The following is a 17004-nucleotide window of genomic DNA, read 5'->3' on the forward strand; positions in this document are numbered from 1 at the left end:
AGCAGCCCAAACAACCCGATGTAAGCAGGTGTTCCCGGAACTATGGAAGAAATAAAAAAAATACTGGTCGTAGAAGACAGCCAAATGGTCATGAAGGTGATTCGCCATGTCATGAACCAGGAGCCGACTATTGAGGCGGTCTACGCCGAAAGTTTTGCCGAGGCGAAGCAGCGCTATGAAGAAGAGCAGGATGATCTGTTTGCTGCATTGGTGGATCTGAACCTGCCGGATGCCCCCGATGGCGAAGTCGTTGACTATATGCTGGACTTGGGGGTGCCCACTATCGTGTTGACCGGCTCCTTCGATGAGGAGCGCCGCGAAGAATTGCTCAACAAAGGCATTGTGGATTACGTTACCAAAGAAGGACGTTATTCTTACGCCTATGCGGTGAATATGATTAACCGGCTGCGTAAAAATCAGGACATCAAAGTGCTGGTGGTGGAAGATTCTACCACCTCGCGTAGCTTTATTTGTGAACTGTTACGCCGCCATCTATTCCAGGTGCTGGAAGCCGGTGATGGTGTAGAGGCCATCAAAGTATTGTTGCAACACCCGGAAGTGAAACTGCTGATTACCGATTACAATATGCCGAATATGGACGGCTTTGAATTGGTTCAGGCGTTGCGCGGTAAGTACGACAAGTCTGATTTAATTATTATTGGTTTGTCCGCCGAAGGGCAGGGTTCCCTGTCTGCCAAGTTTATTAAAAACGGCGCTAACGATTTTCTCCCCAAACCGTTTTATCACGAAGAGTTCCACTGCCGTGTGATGCACAATGTGGAATCTTTGGAATTGATTGAACAAATCAAGGATGCTGCCAATCGCGATCACCTGACCAAAGCCTACAACCGTCGCTATTTCTTTGAAGTGGGCGAAGCGATGTACGCCCAGGCCAAAGAAAAAGGCTCGCCTTTAGCGGCAGTGATTATTGATATTGATCACTTTAAAAAGATTAACGATACCCACGGCCATGAAGTGGGCGATCTCGCACTAAAACAGTTTTCCGATTGCTTGACTGAAAACCTGGGGCGCTTCTTGGTGGCTCGCGCTGGCGGTGAAGAATTCTTTGCTTTATTGCCTGGCCTGGATAATGAAAAAGCCATTGCGTTTATTGATAAGCTGCGTGAAATTATTGCGAGTAATCCTGTATATGCCGGTAATGAGGCTGTGCCAATTACCTTCAGTGCTGGTGTTTCTAACCAGTTGTTAGGTAATCTGGATGAACAATTAAATATGGCTGATGGTTATTTGTATCGCGCCAAGGAAGCCGGGCGTAATTTAGTGGTAGGAGACGACTAAATCAATTCGGGGTTGATCAGTCTCTATCAACCCCAAACTCTATTGTTACTTTTCTGCTTTAACCAGTGTTAGTTTTTCTACCCAGTAGTAAGTCCCACCCACCACGGCAACCGGCATAATAAAAATATTCAAAATTGGCACCATAGTGCCCAGCATCACCAAACCACCAAAGGTATAACTGTGAGTCAGGTTGCCGCCCAAGCGTTTACGCAATTCGGTAAAGGCCAGTTGGTGGTTGTCCGCCGGGTAATCCACATACTGAATCGACATGGACCAGGCTCCCCAGAGGATGGCAATCACGGGGACCAGGATATTCACTATGGGGATAAACGATAGCACTATGCTAATAATAAAAATCGCGGCCCCGCGGGAAATAAAATACCACAGTTTTAACATCTCCCGACCCAGGGTGCGGGGGATCATTTCGCTTAGCGGTTCACTGTCGGGGCGTTTACCAGTAATCAAGCCCTCTGCACGCTCGGCTAGCAAACCGTAAAACGGTGCGGCAATAATATTGGTAATAATACTGAAACTGTAGCCGTAAATAACCAGTACGGTGGCTGCAAACAGGCTCCAGATAAACCAGGAGATAAAGTCCAGCCAGCTGGGCAGCCAGCCCAGCAACCAACCTACTGCGCTATCGAATTGCTGAATTAAAATCCCCGTTAGGACAAAGAACAGCACGATGTTAATCAGCAGGGGGACCAGCACAAACAGGCGCAGTTCTTTGTGGGTAATAAGGTTAGCGCCGCGGGTTAAAAACGTCAGTCCGTTAACCATGCCGGAAGGTTCACCCAGGGAAGGTTTAGTTGTTGCCAAAACAGCCACCAATATCCTTTGTAGTTAAAATCCAGTAGTTAGGTGGCTGGATTCTAGCCGGGCTTAGGTGTTGTGTGCAATATCGTCGCTAATTTGATCGCAGAGTTGCAGGTAGTCTTCTTCGCTAAGGCCTACATGATCCAGCAGTGTCGCTTTATGGCGCTCCCATTCATAGTCGGCTTCCTGATTCCCGTAACAGAGATATTCTTCTGTGCAGTGTTCGGCGAGTTTGAGGATCGCGCACAGGTTATCGATATGCTGTTGCTGATCGCCTGCGCCCTTGCAGGCCAGACGTTTGGGGTTGTGGTGATCGGCGATGGCTTGTATCAGACTTGCGGGTAAGTGCCAGGCGCGGGCGATTAAATGGCTAATCGCGGCGTGATCGGCCTGGTAGTTGTTTTTTTCCACTTGGCTGATATTACCTGCTGTATCTGCATAGGCCAGCTGTAGAGTGGCAATATAGCCTTTGAACTTGCTCTGCATTAACGGAATGGCGCAGTTGCGAAATAAACCCAGGGCAAAGGCTTCATCGGTGCGAACCAGCTTCGTGTGCTTGGCCAGTATGCTGGCGGCCATAGCCGTGGCATTGGTGTTCTGCCAGAACTCAGCCAGCTGATCGGGGGCTAAATCCTCAAAGGCATTGCGAAACTGTACGGCGTTGACCAGGTTGATAACGCTGTCGAGTCCCAGCAGGACAACAGCCTGGTCGACTCTGACGATTTTTTTAGGCAGACCTATAAAGGGGCTATTAACGGTTTTTAATACCCCGGCACTGATGGCTGGATCCTGACTGATAATGGCACTGACTTTATTGAGGTCTGGGTAGGCGTTGCGAACATCCACCAGTAACTGAGGCTGTGGTGGGATGGTAATGTCGGTAATCAGCTTTTTGGCTTCCTGCGAGTTAACGACCGGCGTAATACCACTGACAGAACCATTCATAGAACCGTATCCCTGGAATCAACGGAGAAATATAGGCGTTAGTAATTAAAGGATAGGAGCTTATAGGGGCGAGTATTAGAACGTCTGGCAATAAAAAAGGCCCAGGTGCGTTAAGCACTGGGCCTTTTGGCTATAAAGCGGAAGCAGCTTTAGAAAAATGGCGCGAATTATTGCGCGCCAGCCGCTTCCAGGGCAGTAACGTATTCTGCGCTGTGGCGGTGTTCGCGACAGATTTGCAGGATGTTTTTGCCTTCAGGGCCAACCGCGTTGAGGTCGCGACCGGCTTCAACAAAGAACTTGATAAAGGTGGTGAAGTTCTCGGCACCCATGCCGCGGTAGGCTTTTTCCAGCAGGTGGAAGTCAGCTTCTACACCTTCAGGGGCTTCGAAATCCAAAAAGGTTTTGATGCGCTCGTCGTCGAAAAACTCGCCGAGAACTTTTTGCTTGTCTTTTTTCAGGGACATAATAATTACCTTAAATCTTTAATGGCAGAAACAGGGCGCTGTTACTGCATGGCATTAAGTTTCTTGGCCAGAATCTGGTTAACCATTCCCGGGTTAGCCTGGCCCTTGGTCGCTGCCATGATCGGCCCCATAAAGGCACCCATCATCTTCTTGCGTTTCTTCTCGTCGGCGTTCAGGTAGTTTTGAACTTCCTGTGGTTTGCTGGCAATCACATCATCGACGATTTTTTCCAGCTCGCCGGTATCCGACATTTGTTTCAGGCCTTTGGCCTCAATAATAGCATCGGCATCACCTTCGCCGGCCCACATGGCCTCGAACACCTGCTTGGCGATCTTGTTGGAGATGGTGTTGTCCTTGATGCGGGCAATCAGGCCGGCCAGTTGCTCGGCGCTAACCGGTGCATCGGTGATCATCTTCTCTTCGGCGTTCAGGCGTGCAGAGATTTCACCCATGGTCCAGTTGGCCACCAGCTTGGCATCGTCGCAGGCTTTTACTGCAGCTTCGAAGAAGTTAGCCACATTGGCGTCACCGGCAATGATGCCTGCGTCATAGTCAGACAGGCCGTACTGCTCAACAAAACGGGCCTGACGGGCATCGGGCAGTTCCGGCAGGGTTTGACGAATCGCCTCGATATATTCGTCATCGATCTCGACCGGCAACAGGTCCGGGCAAGGGAAGTAACGGTAGTCGTTGGCTTCTTCTTTCGAACGCATGCCGCGAGCGGTTTTGGTATCACCGTTATACAGGCGGGTTTCCTGAATGATCTCGCCGCCTTCCTCAATCACATCAATCTGGCGTTCTACTTCCAGCTTGATGGCTTCTTCCATAAATTTGAAGGAGTTGAGGTTTTTGGTTTCGGTGCGGGTGCCGAGTTTGTCGTCACCTTTCAGGCGTACCGATACGTTAACGTCGAAACGCATGGAGCCCTGAGCCATTTGACCGTCACAAATACCGATAGAGGTCACAATGGAGTGCAATTTCTTGGCAAAGGCGACGGCTTCCTCGGAAGAGCGCATATCCGGCTCGGTTACCACTTCAATCAGTGGCGTGCCGGCGCGATTCAAATCGATACCGGACATACCGTGGAAGTCCTCATGCAGGGATTTACCCGCATCTTCTTCCAGGTGAGCGTGGTGAATGCGCACGGTTTTGGTGGAGCCATCGCTCAGTTGAATCTCTACGTGGCCAGGGCCAACGATAGGCTGTTCCAGCTGGGTGGTTTGATAACCCTTGGGCAGATCCGGGTAGAAATAGTTTTTACGCTCGAAGAAAGAGCGCTTGCCGATTTCGGCATCAATGGCCAGACCGAACATCACCGCATAGCGGTAAGCCTGCTCGTTCACTACCGGCAGAGTGCCTGGCATACCCAAATCAATGGCGCAGGCCTGGGTGTTAGGCTCGGCACCAAAGGCAGTGCTGGCGCCGGAGAAAATCTTGGTGGTGGTGGCTAGCTGGACGTGTACTTCCAGACCAATAACTGTTTCCCATTCCATCTCTTGTACTCCTTATTCGATGCCAGGGGCAGTTTGTTGGTGGAAGTCGGTCGCTTGCTGGAATTGGTACGCAACGTTCAGCAGCTTGGCTTCACTGAAATAGTTACCAATCAGCTGCAGGCCAACCGGTTTGCCGTCGACCAGACCACAGGGGATAGACAGGCCAGGCAGGCCCGCCAGGTTAGTGGCGATGGTGTAGATATCTTCCAAGTACATGGCGACCGGATCATCACCTTTGGCGCCAAACTGGAAGGCAGGCGCGGTAGCGGTTGGGCCCATCACCACATCGACTTCGTTGAAGGCATCAACGAAGTCTTGCTTGATCAGGCGGCGTACCTTTTGTGCCTTGCTGTAGTAGGCATCGTAGTAACCGGCAGACAGGGCGTAGGCGCCGACCATAATGCGGCGTTTAACTTCCTCGCCAAAACCTTCACCGCGTGAGCGCTTGTAGAGGTCAGCCAGATCTTTGGGATCTTCACAGCGGTAGCCGTAACGTACACCGTCAAAGCGGGACAGGTTGGCGGAACACTCGGCCGGGGCAATCACGTAGTAAGCCGGTACCGACAAGCCGGTGTGTGGCAGGCTGATCTCTTTGATCTCAGCGCCCATGGCTTCGTATTGTTTGATCGCCGCTTCAACACGCGCTGCGGTCTCGGCATTCAGGCCTTCGCTGAAGTACTCTTTGGGGACGCCGATCTTTAGGCCTTGAACGCTGTCGTTCAGGGTAGCGGTGTAGTCTTCCAGCGGCTGATCGATACAGGTGGAATCCTTGGCGTCGAAGCTGGCCATGCTGTTGAGCATAATGGCGGCATCTTCAGCGGTGCGGGTCATAGGGCCCGCCTGGTCCAGGCTGGAGGCAAAGGCAATCATGCCCCAGCGGGAAACTCGTCCATAGGTAGGTTTCAGACCTGTCAGGCCACACAGGCTGGCAGGTTGGCGAATTGAGCCGCCGGTATCGGTGGCAGTCGCACCAGGCGCCAGGTGCGCAGCAACGGCTGCAGCAGAACCACCGGAAGAACCACCAGGTACACAGTCAGTGGCCCAAGGGTTTTTCACCGAACCGTAAAAACTGGTTTCGTTGGAGGAGCCCATAGCGAACTCATCCATATTCACCTTACCCAGCATCACGGCGCCATCAGTCTGCATATTGCTAACCACGGTAGCGTCGTAAGGCGGTACAAAGTTATCCAGCATCTTCGAAGCACAGCTGGTGCGAACACCGTTGGTGCAGAAGATATCCTTGTGGGCAATGGGCACACCACACAGGGCTGGGGCGTCACCGGCAGCCAGACGCTTATCGGCTTCGGCAGCTTGTGCCAACGCGATATCGTTGGTGACGCTGATGTAGCTGTTGTAGGTACCGTCCAAACGCTGGATACGGTCCAGGTAGTGCTGAGTTAGCTCAACACTGGAAAATTCCTTGTTGCGCAAACCGCTAATCAGTTCCGCAATGGTTTTGTTATGCATGGGATCAGAGTCCGTATCAGTCAATTACTTTAGGTACCAGGTACAGGCCCGCTTCGGCGGCCGGTGCGATAGCCTGGAAGGCTTCGCGCTGGTTGGTTTCGGTGACCTCATCAGCGCGCAGGCGCTGGGTGGCATCCATGGGGTGAGCCATGGGGGCTACGCCGTCGGTGTCGGCGGCTTGCAGCTGGTCAACCAAATTCAGCACGTCGGTGATACTTTTCGCCACTTCATCAGCGGTAGCGTCGGTCACTTCAATACGTGCCAGTTCAGCCAGTTTGACAATGTCTGAACGATCCACAGTTTTCTCCTAGTTTGGGGTGCGCTTTGGGGCGCTTGCTTGGGGTTCATCATGGTGCGCACGGCCTGGAAATACCCTGCCTGGCTAATTATTAGCCGATTTGTGATCCAATTTGTGAACCCAGCGATTTGAGGGCGCTAACTTATCATATTTGCGCCTTGCTCTAAATCCCCGCCATTGATAGAGTTCATGGGTTTACAGGGTCTTATATATAAGTCCCGGGAAAGATGTCATTTTTACGGCAGATTTGGGGACTTTGTCAGGATCTGCCGACCAAATAACAAAAATGAAGCAACTTATAAAATAAGAAGGTAAGCAGAGTTCATGTTAAAGCGCCTGCGCGGAGTTTTCTCCAACGATTTGTCCATCGATTTGGGCACAGCTAATACCCTGATTTATGTGCGTGAGCGCGGTATTGTTCTGGATGAACCTTCAGTGGTGGCTATTCGCCAACACAATGGCCAGAAGATTGTCGAAGCAGTAGGTGTCGAAGCCAAGCGTATGCTGGGTCGTACACCGGGAAATATCACTGCAATCCGTCCACTGAAAGACGGTGTTATTGCTGACTTCCAAGTTACTGAAAAAATGCTGCAGCACTTTATCAAGAAAGTGCATGAAAACAGCTGGTTCCAGCCAAGCCCTCGCGTGCTGGTGTGTGTACCTTGCCTGTCCACCGAAGTAGAAAAGCGTGCAATCCGTGAATCGGCCCTGGGTGCCGGTGCTCGTGAAGTACGCCTAATAGAGGAACCCATGGCAGCCGCCATAGGTGCCGGTCTGAAAACCGAGGAAGCCAGCGGCTCCATGGTGGTGGATATCGGTGGTGGTACCACCGAGATTGCGATTATCTCCCTTAACGGTGTGGTTTATTCCGACTCTGTGCGGATCGGCGGTGACCGCTTCGATGAGGCGATTGTTAACTACGTGCGTCGCAACTACGGCAGCGTGATTGGTGACGCCACTGCTGAGCGTATCAAGCAGGAAGTGGGTTGTGCCTTTGCCGGCAGTGAAGTGCGTGAGATTGATGTGCGCGGTCGCAACCTGGCAGAAGGTGTACCTCGCAGCTTTACCCTCAACAGTGATGAGATTCTGGAAGCCCTGCAAGAGCCTCTGGCCGGTATTGTTCAGGCGGTGAAGAGCGCACTGGAGCAATCTCCACCCGAATTGGCCTCCGATATCGCCGAGAGCGGTATTGTGCTGACCGGTGGTGGTGCGCTGCTGCGCGATCTGGATCGTCTGCTAACTGAAGAGACTGGCCTGCCAGTGATTGTGGCTGAAGATCCGCTGACCTGTGTGGCCCGCGGTGGTGGTAAAGCGATGGAGATGATGGATAACCGCAGTATCGATCTGCTGTCCACCTAATCTACTTTACATACTCTGTGGTCTTTGTGAGCAGGAGGCTTCACCATTAAACCGCTGTTTTCCAAAGGCCCTTCGGCGGCATCTCGGGTGATGACCCTGAGTTTTGCCGCCCTGATTCTGATTCTGGTAAACCTCTATACCGACTGGCTGACGCCGGTACGCTCCTCAGTGGCCAATGTGGCTAATTCTTTTTATTGGGTAACCAATATTCCGGCGCGCATTGCCGAGTGGGGCACTGACGCGGTGAAAACCCGCGAGGCGCTGCAGCAGGAAAATGAGGCGCTGAAATCTGAGCTGCTGATTCATCGCCGCAAGTTACAACAGATGGCCACACTGGCGGCAGAAAACGTACGTCTGCGCCAGTTGCTGAACTCCGCCGATATGATTCAGGATCGGGTATTAGTCGCTGAGCTGATTGGTGTGTCACCGGATCCTATGGCTCACAAGGTGATTATCAACCGCGGTGCCAGTGAGGGTGTTTATCTGGGGCAACCTCTGTTGGACGCCTTTGGTTTGATGGGCCAGGTGGTGGAAGTCAGTGCTAACAGTAGCCAGGTACTGCTGATTACCGACAGTACCCATGCCTTGCCGGTACAGGTTAATCGCAATGGCGTGCGCGCTGTTGCCGAAGGTATTGGTGATCTCTATACCCTGAAGTTGCGCCATGTCTCCAATACCGTGGATATTCGCGAGGGCGATTTGCTGGTGTCTTCCGGGCTTGGTCAGCGTTTCCCGGTCGGTTACCCGGTAGCAGTGGTAGAGCGAGTTAAGCACGATCCCGGTCAGCCGTTTGCCGAAGTCCTGGCTCGCCCCAAGGCACAGATGAACCGCAGTCGCCATGTATTGCTGGTGTTTGGCAACGAAACATCGGCAGCCAAGGCTGAAAGGGATAAAGAGGCCGCTAACTGATGTCCCTGGATAAGGCCCACAACCGTTGGGTTATTTGGCTGGGATTTTTCGTAGGGTGCCTGCTGACGGTATTTCCCCTTTCAGCACAGATGCAGTGGCTCAGACCCGAGTGGATTGCCCTGCTAGTCATCTACTGGACCCTGGTCATGCCCCTGCAGATCAGTATTACTCTGCTGTGGGTTGTTGGTTTGTTTCTGGATATTCTCGAAGGCAGTCTACTGGGTTCCCATGCGCTGGCGCTGATGGCTGTAGTTTATGTCTGTCTGCTGAGTTATCAGCGCCTGCGGAACTACGTGTTATGGCATCAGACCGTTATCGTCTTTATGGTGGTAGGTATTCACCAGTTAATTGATAACTGGGTGCATAGCCTGACTGGCAGTAGTGCGTCTTCGCCGCTGGTGTTTTTAATGCCTGCCTTTACCAGTGCCCTGGTTTGGCCTGTGGTGTGGCTGGTACTTGAGCGTTTCCGGGTGCAATATCGGGTTACGTAACTGTTTAGCTTGATCAAGGATGTGTTGTGTCATCTTCACTTTGCTCTTCATCGTGTAATCCATCGTTATATTTGGCCTCACAATCTCCCCGCCGTCGTGAATTGTTAGCCCAGATTGGGGTCAATTATGAGACCTTACGGGTTGATGTGCCTGAAGAGCGTCAGCCTGGAGAGTCCCCGGCGGACTATGTGACCCGCCTGGCGGCGGATAAGGCCAGGGCGGGCGGAGAGCTATTGCTTTCTTCAGGAAAAGAATTAGCACCGGTTCTGGGGGCTGATACCGTCGTGGTGCTGGGTGATCAGGTACTGGAAAAGCCTGTTGATGCTGAGGCAGGCAAAGCCATGTTATTGCAGTTGGCTAATCGTGAGCATCAGGTTATGACGGCCGTTTCTTTTTATACACCTTGTTACAAGCAGGATTACAAACCTGACCGGCAGCAAACTATGCTTTCAGTAACGAAAGTGCAATTTCGCGATATCACTGCAGCCGAGGCAGAGCGGTATTGGGCCACAGGAGAGCCGCAGGACAAGGCTGGTGGCTACGGAATACAAGGCCTGGGAGCGGTGTTTGTGACCGCTATTGAAGGCAGTTATACCGGTGTGGTGGGCTTGCCGATTGAACAGACTTACGAATTATTAACGCGTTTTGGGGTGCCTTGCTGGCAGGCGTCTAAGGAATAGTATGAGCGAAGAATTACTGATTAATGTAACCCCGACCGAAACCCGCACCGCGCTGGTAGAAAACGGCATGTTGCAAGAGGTGTACATTGAGCGCACCCAGCGTAAAGGGTTTGTTGGCAATATCTATAAAGGCAAGGTAGTGCGTGTGCTGCCGGGTATGCAGGCGGCCTTTGTCGATATTGGTTTGGAGCGTGCCGGGTTTATCCATGCGGGCGATATTGCGCCGTTGGATGAAGACGGTATGGAAGACCGCAATGCCGAAATTGCTGATATCCGTGAGATTGTTCGTGAGGGCCAGTCTCTAGTGGTGCAGGTCACTAAGGACCCCATTGGTACCAAAGGCGCACGCTTGACCACCCATTTGTCGGTATCGGCACGGTATCTGGTATATATGCCTTATACGCGCCATATAGGAATCTCCACCCGTATTGAAGCTGACGAGGAGCGTGATCGCTTAAAGTCGCTGGTACAGCAGTGTGTGGAAGAGAATGAGGAGCCGGATCAGCAGGGTGGTTTTATTGTCCGCACCGTGGCTGAAGGTGTGAGTGAAGACGAGTTACGGGCAGATATTCCTTTCCTCTATAAACTTTGGGCGGATCTGGAAGCCAAGATTAAAGCCGCGCCACCAAAAACCGTCATTCTGGAAGACCTGCCGCTGTTTATGCGCACCATGCGCGATCTGGTTAAACCGCATATTGAAAAGGTACGGGTCGATTCTCGCGAGGCCATTGGCAAGATGCTGGAATTTGCCGAAAGCTATGCGCCAGAAACCGTCAAACGCCTTGAGCACTATCCCGGTGAGCGCCCGCTGTTTGAACTCTACGGTGTTGAGGATGAGATTCAGAAAGCGCTGGATAAAAAGGTGTTGCTGAAGTCCGGAGGCTCTCTGGTGATCGAGCAAACCGAGGCCATGACTACTATTGATGTGAATACCGGCGCCTTTGTCGGCCATCGTAACCTCGAAGAAACCATCTTTAAAACCAATCTGGAAGCGGCTACCGCTATCGCCCGCCAACTGCGCCTGCGCAATCTGGGTGGCATCATCATTATCGACTTTATCGATATGAAAGATACCGAGCATCAACGCCAGGTACTGCGCACGCTGGAAAAAATGATGGAGCGCGATCACGCCAAAACCAGTATCACCGGTGTCTCTGAGCTGGGTCTGGTAGAGATGACGCGCAAGCGTATTCGCGAGTCTCTGGGGCAGGTGATGTGTGAACCCTGTCCTGTGTGCAACGGCCGGGGTCGATTAAAATCTTCAGAAACCGTGTGCTATGAAATCTTCCGCGAGATCCTGCGTGAAGCCAGGGCCTATGATAATAAGAAGTTCCTGGTGCTGGCCTCGCAAGTGGTCATTGATCGTCTGTTGGATGAGGAATCTGCCAATGTGGCTGACTTGGAAGAATTTATCAGCTGTAGCATCCAGTTCCAGGTAGAAAATATCTACAGTCAGGAGCAATATGACATTATTCTGGTCTAAATCCAGGTCTAAGGTGCGTCAACGCTTTTTATAGTTGAGGCGTTGATAATAGAGACATTGTTAATAGAGGTGTTGTTAATTGAGCAAATGTTATATCAGGTTATTACCAAGCCTGTTATTAGATGCTCTCAGCTTCCCCTGTTAACTACCTGTGACTAACGGCCTAATACTATCTATATCGCTATGTGCGATTAATAGAAGGTTAAGTTTAACGCGCTACGATAATGGACTGTCTGATGTGTCTTTCCAATGTTGTATTTACGCTGCATTTTCTGATGAGTTGCCTGCATGATTGATCACAGCCGTTGGCTGGCTAAAAAACTTTGGGGGCTGTTTGCCCTGTTATTGGTGCTGACGGCATTGTTGGTACAGTTGGGGCGTGAGTTTTTGCCCATGGTGGGGGAGTATCGTCAGCAGCTTGCCGAGGAGTTCAGTACCAATATTGGTCTACCTGTCAGCATTGATGAGATTCAAGGTGTTTGGGAAGGGCTGGCGCCGAAGTTATCCGTTAATAATTTGGTTATCAGCACAGAAAGTGGACAAGAAGTGCTACGGGTTGATAGCGCCCTGTTGCAGTTGGATGTGCTGGGAACATTACTGGATCAGAGCCTGACGTGGCGCAAAGTCTACTTCTCCGGTGTCAAAGCCGCGCTGCAACAAAAGCAGGATGGCGCCTGGACGCTCACCGGCTTATCAACCGAGCCTGGCAAGGCACAGGGAACCGGCGAAGAAGCCGGCGGCTTAATGGAAGCGTTTAATCGCGGCCGTTACGTCGAGTTTAAGGATATCAACCTGAAGTTTAATTTCTCCAGTGGACGCCAGCGTGAGTTACGCTTAACGGAAATGTTGCTAGAAAACAGTGGCGATTTTCACCGCCTGGTTGCCGACATCGACCTGCCAGAGCAGCAAGAAGCATTTAAAGTGGTCACCGAAGGCTATGGTGATTCATCGGATCTAGATTCCTATCTGTTTAATGGCCATATTCAGTTCACCAATTTCCCGCTGAGTAGTTCTGCATTTTTTTCTGAGGCTTTGGCTGACAAACCGTTAATCAATAACGGCGTGGTAAATCTGTCACTGTGGTTAAGCATGGATCAGCCCCGTGAGGTTCAGCTTAACGGCCAGGCGCGAATTGATACTACCGATGAAAACGGTCAACAAAATCATGTAACGGCAGTCATTAAAGGTGAGTCAGATTTTCAGACTGACTGGTTGTTGGCTTTAAATGATCTCAGCCTGGAGTGGCAGGGCGAAAATCTTCCAGCGCTGGATGTGCAGCTTGAAAGCCGTAATCAGGGTGAAACCGTATCGGTGAAGGCGGCAGAGATAGATCTTGCGGTGTGGTACCGGTTTGTTGAGCAGCAGCAACTGCTACAGGGAAAATTGAAATCCCTGTTTGATGATTTAAATCCTCGTGGTCGTATTGAAAATGCACGCGTTGATATTCCACTGGCAAACCCCGCTGGATTTGAATTACAGGCGCAATTAAATAATGTTTTTGTGGGGGCGTGGAATGGGGCCCCAGCGTTGACCGAGGTTAGCGGTTTTGTGCAAGCTGACAGTCGTGGTGGTTGGGTAGATCTGGATAGTCAGCAGGGCTTTAGCATGCACTACCCGATGATTTACCACGAGCCCATGGCCTATGAATCTGCCAAGGGGCAGGTGGCCTGGCATCTGGATAAAGACAATAACCAAATTGCCGTCAACAGCGGCCGCTTGCAGCTGGTGGATAAGCAGGGCCGAGCCGATGGTTATTTCTATTTGGATTTACCCTGGTTTAAAGACAGCCGTCCCTCTGAATTGACCTTGCAGATTGGTTTGCAGGATGCGCCGGCGGTTGTTTATAAAAAATACGTCCCGTTTGTGGTTGATGAGGCTACCCGCTCATGGCTCGACAGCAGTATTAAAGACGGCGCCGTTAGTCAGGCAGGTTTTGTTTACCGCAGCTACATAAGTAAAGCCTTTGATTTAGGGGGCACGATCCAGTTGCTGGTCGATGTGGATAATGGCCATCTGCAATATCATCCCGATTGGCCGGCGGTTAAAAACGTCAGTGCTCGTGTAATCGAAGATGATACGGAGGTGGTTGTCAGCGCCACCCAGGCAACTTTGCTAGAGGGCAATTCTTCTGGTTTAACGGTAGCCTTATCACCTAACAGCAAAGGTAAAGGCAGCCTGCTTAATGTGAAGGGGCAGTTGCAGGGGCCTGCAGAAGACGGTTTGGATTTGTTGCGCAAGACGCCGTTGCGGCAAGTGATTGGAGATCAGTTTGACAGTTGGCATCTAAGTGGCGCTATGTCGACCCAGGTAGATTTGGATATTCCTCTGACGCCGGGCCAGCCTGGCGAGCGGCAGGATGTTGTTGTTAATCTGGATTCATCGAAGCTGAGCATGGAAGATTTAAATCTGCAGGTCGACAAGGTAGCGGGCGCAATTCACTACAACACTCAGCGGGGCCTAAACAGTTCAGATTTATCCGCTTCGCTGTGGGGTGAAAACGTCAGTGTTGCTATAGCTTCAAGCGTAAGTGCCACACGAGGCATGGCAACCGAGGTGAAGTTTGCCGGTAATGCTCAGCCAAAACACCTGGCTCAATGGACTCAACGCCCGGAAGTATTATTTGCACAAGGCAAGATACCTTACCAGGCGAACTTGCAGTTACCTGCCAAAGGGACCGCTGACTATCAGGCTAAACTTTCAGTGGTATCCGATTTAAAAGGTGTCGCTATCGATTTGCCTGTACCTTACGGCAAGGTTGCTGGTGACGTCCGTAAATTTACGGTCGATGTTCCAATTGCTAAAGGCAGCACCCAATATGGCCTGAATTATAACGACCAGGTGTCTGCGCTTTTTGAACAGCGTGGCAACCAGCTGATCTATGGTGAGGTTGTCTTGGATCAGCCGCTTGATGAAATCTCCTTCAATAAATATGCCGAGGCCAACGCTGAAGCCAAAACGCCTACGCTGAGGGTGCTAGGGCAGGCGGATAATATCCAATTGCTGGAATGGCAGTCGGTGTTGGCTCGCTACAATAATTATATCGACGAAATTGAAGCTACAAGCCAATCATCTGGTCAGGGGGGCAGTCAGTCGCCAACGGATGTGGGGTTGGCCCAGTTGCTCGATTTACAAATTTCAGAGCTGGATATCAGTGATTTTCGTTTAGAAGATCTTGCCGTTACCGGTGAGCGACTGGCAAACGGTTGGTCATTTAAACCGGTCAATAAGGTATTGGCAGGTGAAGTCATTGTGTTTGATGACGATACGCCGATAACCCTGAATCTGGACTATCTTACCCTTGCTGAAAAACAAGCCGATCCTAATCAGGCCTCCACCGAGGATGAGGCGGAGGTCACAACCGAAGTGGATTTATCTGGAGACCCGTTTAAGGATCTAGATCCCGCAGAGCTGATTCCCCTAAATGTCAGTGTGGGCAAGGTGAATATTGGTGGAGAGGACTATGGGGCCTGGTCTTTTAAATTGCGGCCTTCACAGGATCAGCTCTATATCAAAGATATTCTTGGCCAGATGCGGGGCATGTTAATTGCGGGTTACCCGGTTGATGACAACAAACCCGATAAAGCCGGGGTGAAAATTGATGAGCAAAATCAGGGCGCAGCGTTGCGCTGGCATACGACTGAAAAAGGCGCACGCACCTATTTTTCCGGGCGTATAAAAGCTCAGAACCTTGGTGATGTGATGGAGTCCTGGGGGGCAAACCGTGCCTTGGAAAGTCGTAATGCAATATTCGATCTTGATATTGAATGGCCCGGTTCACCTGCGGCCATTGCCGTTAAAAAACTGCAGGGGTCATTCACGGTGGATATTGATAAGGGTTCCTTTAGTAAAACCGCCGGAGCTGGCAGCAGCGCTTTGTTGCGCTTAATGGGGCTGTTCAACTTTGACAGTTGGGCCCGGCGTTTGCAGCTCGATTTTTCCGATACTTACCGCAGTGGCACGGCCTTTGATCATATTGATGGGCGTTTAACATTTGATGACGGCATTATTGTGCTGACTGATCCCATGGTGGTGAAAACACCTTCGGCACGTTTGAGTATGGCCGGTTCTATCGATATCAATAACGAAGAGCTGGATACCACCCTGGTGGCTACGTTGCCCGTGGGAGGGAATCTGACGGTCATCGCTGCGTTTGCCGGAGGACTTCCTGCGGCCGCCGGTGTCTATGCCATCAGTAAAATTTTTAAAAGCCAGGTCGATAAAGTGGCCAGTGTCAGTTACGGCATGACCGGCTCCTGGGCTGATCCAAACATTAAGTTTAATCGCCTGTTCGACAGTAAAGGCGCCGAGCGTGCTGCCACCACTGCAGAAGATAAAATGGCTACACGGCATGCGCCTGCGGAAGAATCATCCTCCGAAGACACTGAAAAAGTAGAAGACAGTGAATAGTTGTACTGTTGCAGCCCTGCAAATGGTCAGCGGTCGAGACTTGCAAACCAATCTTCTGCAGGCTGAAAGGCTAATCAATGAGGCTGTTGCCGAAGGCGCCCGGTTGTTGGTTTTACCGGAAACCTTTGCGGTGTTTGGTGGCGGCAATCAACGTCAACGGGGTGAAGCGGAGTCGACGGCTGCAGGACCTATTCGCCAGTTTCTTGCGCAGCAGGCGGCCAAACATCAGATATGGCTGGTTGGTGGCACACTGCCGACGACGGCAGCCGATAGCCGAGGGCAGCCGCCAGAGCAAGATAAGGTCTTTACCTCAACCTATGTCTATAACGCTGCTGGCGAAGAAGTTGGGCGTTACGACAAGGTGCATCTGTTTGATGTCGATGTCGCCGACGGTCAGGGCCAGTACCGAGAATCGGATCAATTTTCCCCTGGCGACAAACCGCTGTTAGTGGAAACCCCGTGGGGAAAACTGGGGGTGGGCGTGTGTTATGACTTGCGCTTCCCTGAGTTCTTTCGTCAGTTACGGGATCAGGGCGCGGAGATTCTGGCGATCCCCGCAGCGTTTACCTACCAAACCGGTCAGGCCCACTGGGAGGTGTTGTTGCGCTCGCGTGCCATTGAAAACCAGTGTTATGTGATTGGCGCCAATCAGGGCGGAGAGCATTCTGCCAAGCGTAAAACCTGGGGGGATTCCTGTGTGATATCGCCTTGGGGCGAAAAGCTCAAGGCCCTTGCTCAGGGCGAAGGTATCGTTAGCGCTGAGCTGGACTTTGATCAGCTTCACAAAATTCGCCGTGATATGCCGGTGCAATCACACCGCAAATTGTAGGGAACTCTCCACCCACTCAACCCTCTAACCCAGTAACAAAAGCAAACTGTCTACGACTGGGGAA

The 17004-nt window shown here is 51.5% G+C and carries 14 protein-coding genes; 8 read left to right on the plus strand and 6 right to left on the minus strand.

Annotation, left to right across the window (positions count from 1 at the left end):
- Positions 1-42 precede the first annotated feature (42 nt).
- Positions 43-1299 carry a diguanylate cyclase gene (locus ACGHZ6_RS05630; RefSeq protein ID WP_390617837.1) on the plus strand — a complete coding sequence of 419 codons (1257 nt, stop codon included), beginning with the start codon at positions 43-45 and terminating at the stop codon, positions 1297-1299.
- 45 nt (positions 1300-1344) lie between these two features.
- Here ACGHZ6_RS05630 and cysZ read toward each other — a convergent pair whose 3' ends face one another.
- The 6 genes from cysZ to gatC all read right to left on the minus strand — a co-directional run bounded on the left by cysZ (position 1345) and on the right by gatC (position 6782).
- Positions 1345-2118, minus strand: coding sequence for a sulfate transporter CysZ (gene cysZ, locus ACGHZ6_RS05635; protein ID WP_390617838.1), 774 nt, complete (start codon positions 2116-2118; stop codon positions 1345-1347).
- 63 nt (positions 2119-2181) lie between these two features.
- A complete protein-coding gene (locus ACGHZ6_RS05640; RefSeq protein WP_390617839.1) occupies positions 2182-3060 on the minus strand; it encodes an HDOD domain-containing protein in 879 nt (292 codons plus the stop codon).
- A gap of 167 nt (positions 3061-3227) precedes the next feature.
- Positions 3228-3524, minus strand: a complete 297-nt coding sequence (locus ACGHZ6_RS05645; RefSeq protein WP_390617840.1) for a PA4642 family protein — start codon at positions 3522-3524, stop codon at positions 3228-3230.
- A gap of 41 nt (positions 3525-3565) precedes the next feature.
- Positions 3566-5017: an Asp-tRNA(Asn)/Glu-tRNA(Gln) amidotransferase subunit GatB gene (gene gatB / locus ACGHZ6_RS05650; protein ID WP_390617841.1), complete on the minus strand. Its 1452-nt coding sequence runs from the start codon at positions 5015-5017 to the stop codon at positions 3566-3568.
- A 12-nt stretch (positions 5018-5029) separates the two neighbouring features.
- Positions 5030-6484, minus strand: a complete 1455-nt coding sequence (gatA, locus tag ACGHZ6_RS05655) for an Asp-tRNA(Asn)/Glu-tRNA(Gln) amidotransferase subunit GatA (RefSeq protein WP_390617842.1) — start codon at positions 6482-6484, stop codon at positions 5030-5032.
- A 16-nt stretch (positions 6485-6500) separates the two neighbouring features.
- Positions 6501-6782 carry an Asp-tRNA(Asn)/Glu-tRNA(Gln) amidotransferase subunit GatC gene (gene gatC, locus ACGHZ6_RS05660; protein ID WP_390617843.1) on the minus strand — a complete coding sequence of 94 codons (282 nt, stop codon included), beginning with the start codon at positions 6780-6782 and terminating at the stop codon, positions 6501-6503.
- Positions 6783-7106: 324 nt separating this feature from the next.
- Here gatC and ACGHZ6_RS05665 point away from each other — a divergent pair, with 324 nt between their 5' ends.
- The 7 genes from ACGHZ6_RS05665 (at position 7107) to ACGHZ6_RS05695 (ending at position 16940) form a co-directional block, all read left to right on the plus strand.
- Complete coding sequence (locus tag ACGHZ6_RS05665) at positions 7107-8141, plus strand: rod shape-determining protein (protein WP_390617844.1); 1035 nt, start codon at positions 7107-7109, stop codon at positions 8139-8141.
- A gap of 54 nt (positions 8142-8195) precedes the next feature.
- Entirely contained in the window at positions 8196-9050 is an 855-nt protein-coding gene (gene mreC, locus ACGHZ6_RS05670) for a rod shape-determining protein MreC (RefSeq protein WP_390619148.1), read from the plus strand.
- The gene (gene mreD / locus ACGHZ6_RS05675; RefSeq protein WP_390617845.1) at positions 9050-9541 is read left to right on the plus strand and encodes a rod shape-determining protein MreD; all 492 of its coding nucleotides are present in this window, start codon (positions 9050-9052) and stop codon (positions 9539-9541) included. Before mreC ends, mreD begins: the two co-directional genes overlap by 1 nt.
- 26 nt (positions 9542-9567) lie before the next feature.
- Complete coding sequence (locus ACGHZ6_RS05680; protein ID WP_390617846.1) at positions 9568-10221, plus strand: Maf family protein; 654 nt, start codon at positions 9568-9570, stop codon at positions 10219-10221.
- Position 10222: 1 nt separating this feature from the next.
- On the plus strand, positions 10223-11704 hold the full coding sequence (gene rng, locus ACGHZ6_RS05685) for a ribonuclease G (RefSeq protein ID WP_390617847.1): 1482 nt from the start codon (positions 10223-10225) through the stop codon (positions 11702-11704).
- 288 nt (positions 11705-11992) lie between these two features.
- The gene (locus ACGHZ6_RS05690; RefSeq protein ID WP_390617848.1) at positions 11993-16111 is read left to right on the plus strand and encodes a YhdP family protein; all 4119 of its coding nucleotides are present in this window, start codon (positions 11993-11995) and stop codon (positions 16109-16111) included.
- On the plus strand, positions 16104-16940 hold the full coding sequence (locus ACGHZ6_RS05695; protein ID WP_390617849.1) for a carbon-nitrogen hydrolase family protein: 837 nt from the start codon (positions 16104-16106) through the stop codon (positions 16938-16940). Before ACGHZ6_RS05690 ends, ACGHZ6_RS05695 begins: the two co-directional genes overlap by 8 nt.
- Positions 16941-17004: the final 64 nt, after the last annotated feature.

It is taken from the genome of Maricurvus nonylphenolicus (assembly GCF_042854845.1).
Classification (GTDB): domain Bacteria; phylum Pseudomonadota; class Gammaproteobacteria; order Pseudomonadales; family Cellvibrionaceae; genus Maricurvus; species Maricurvus nonylphenolicus.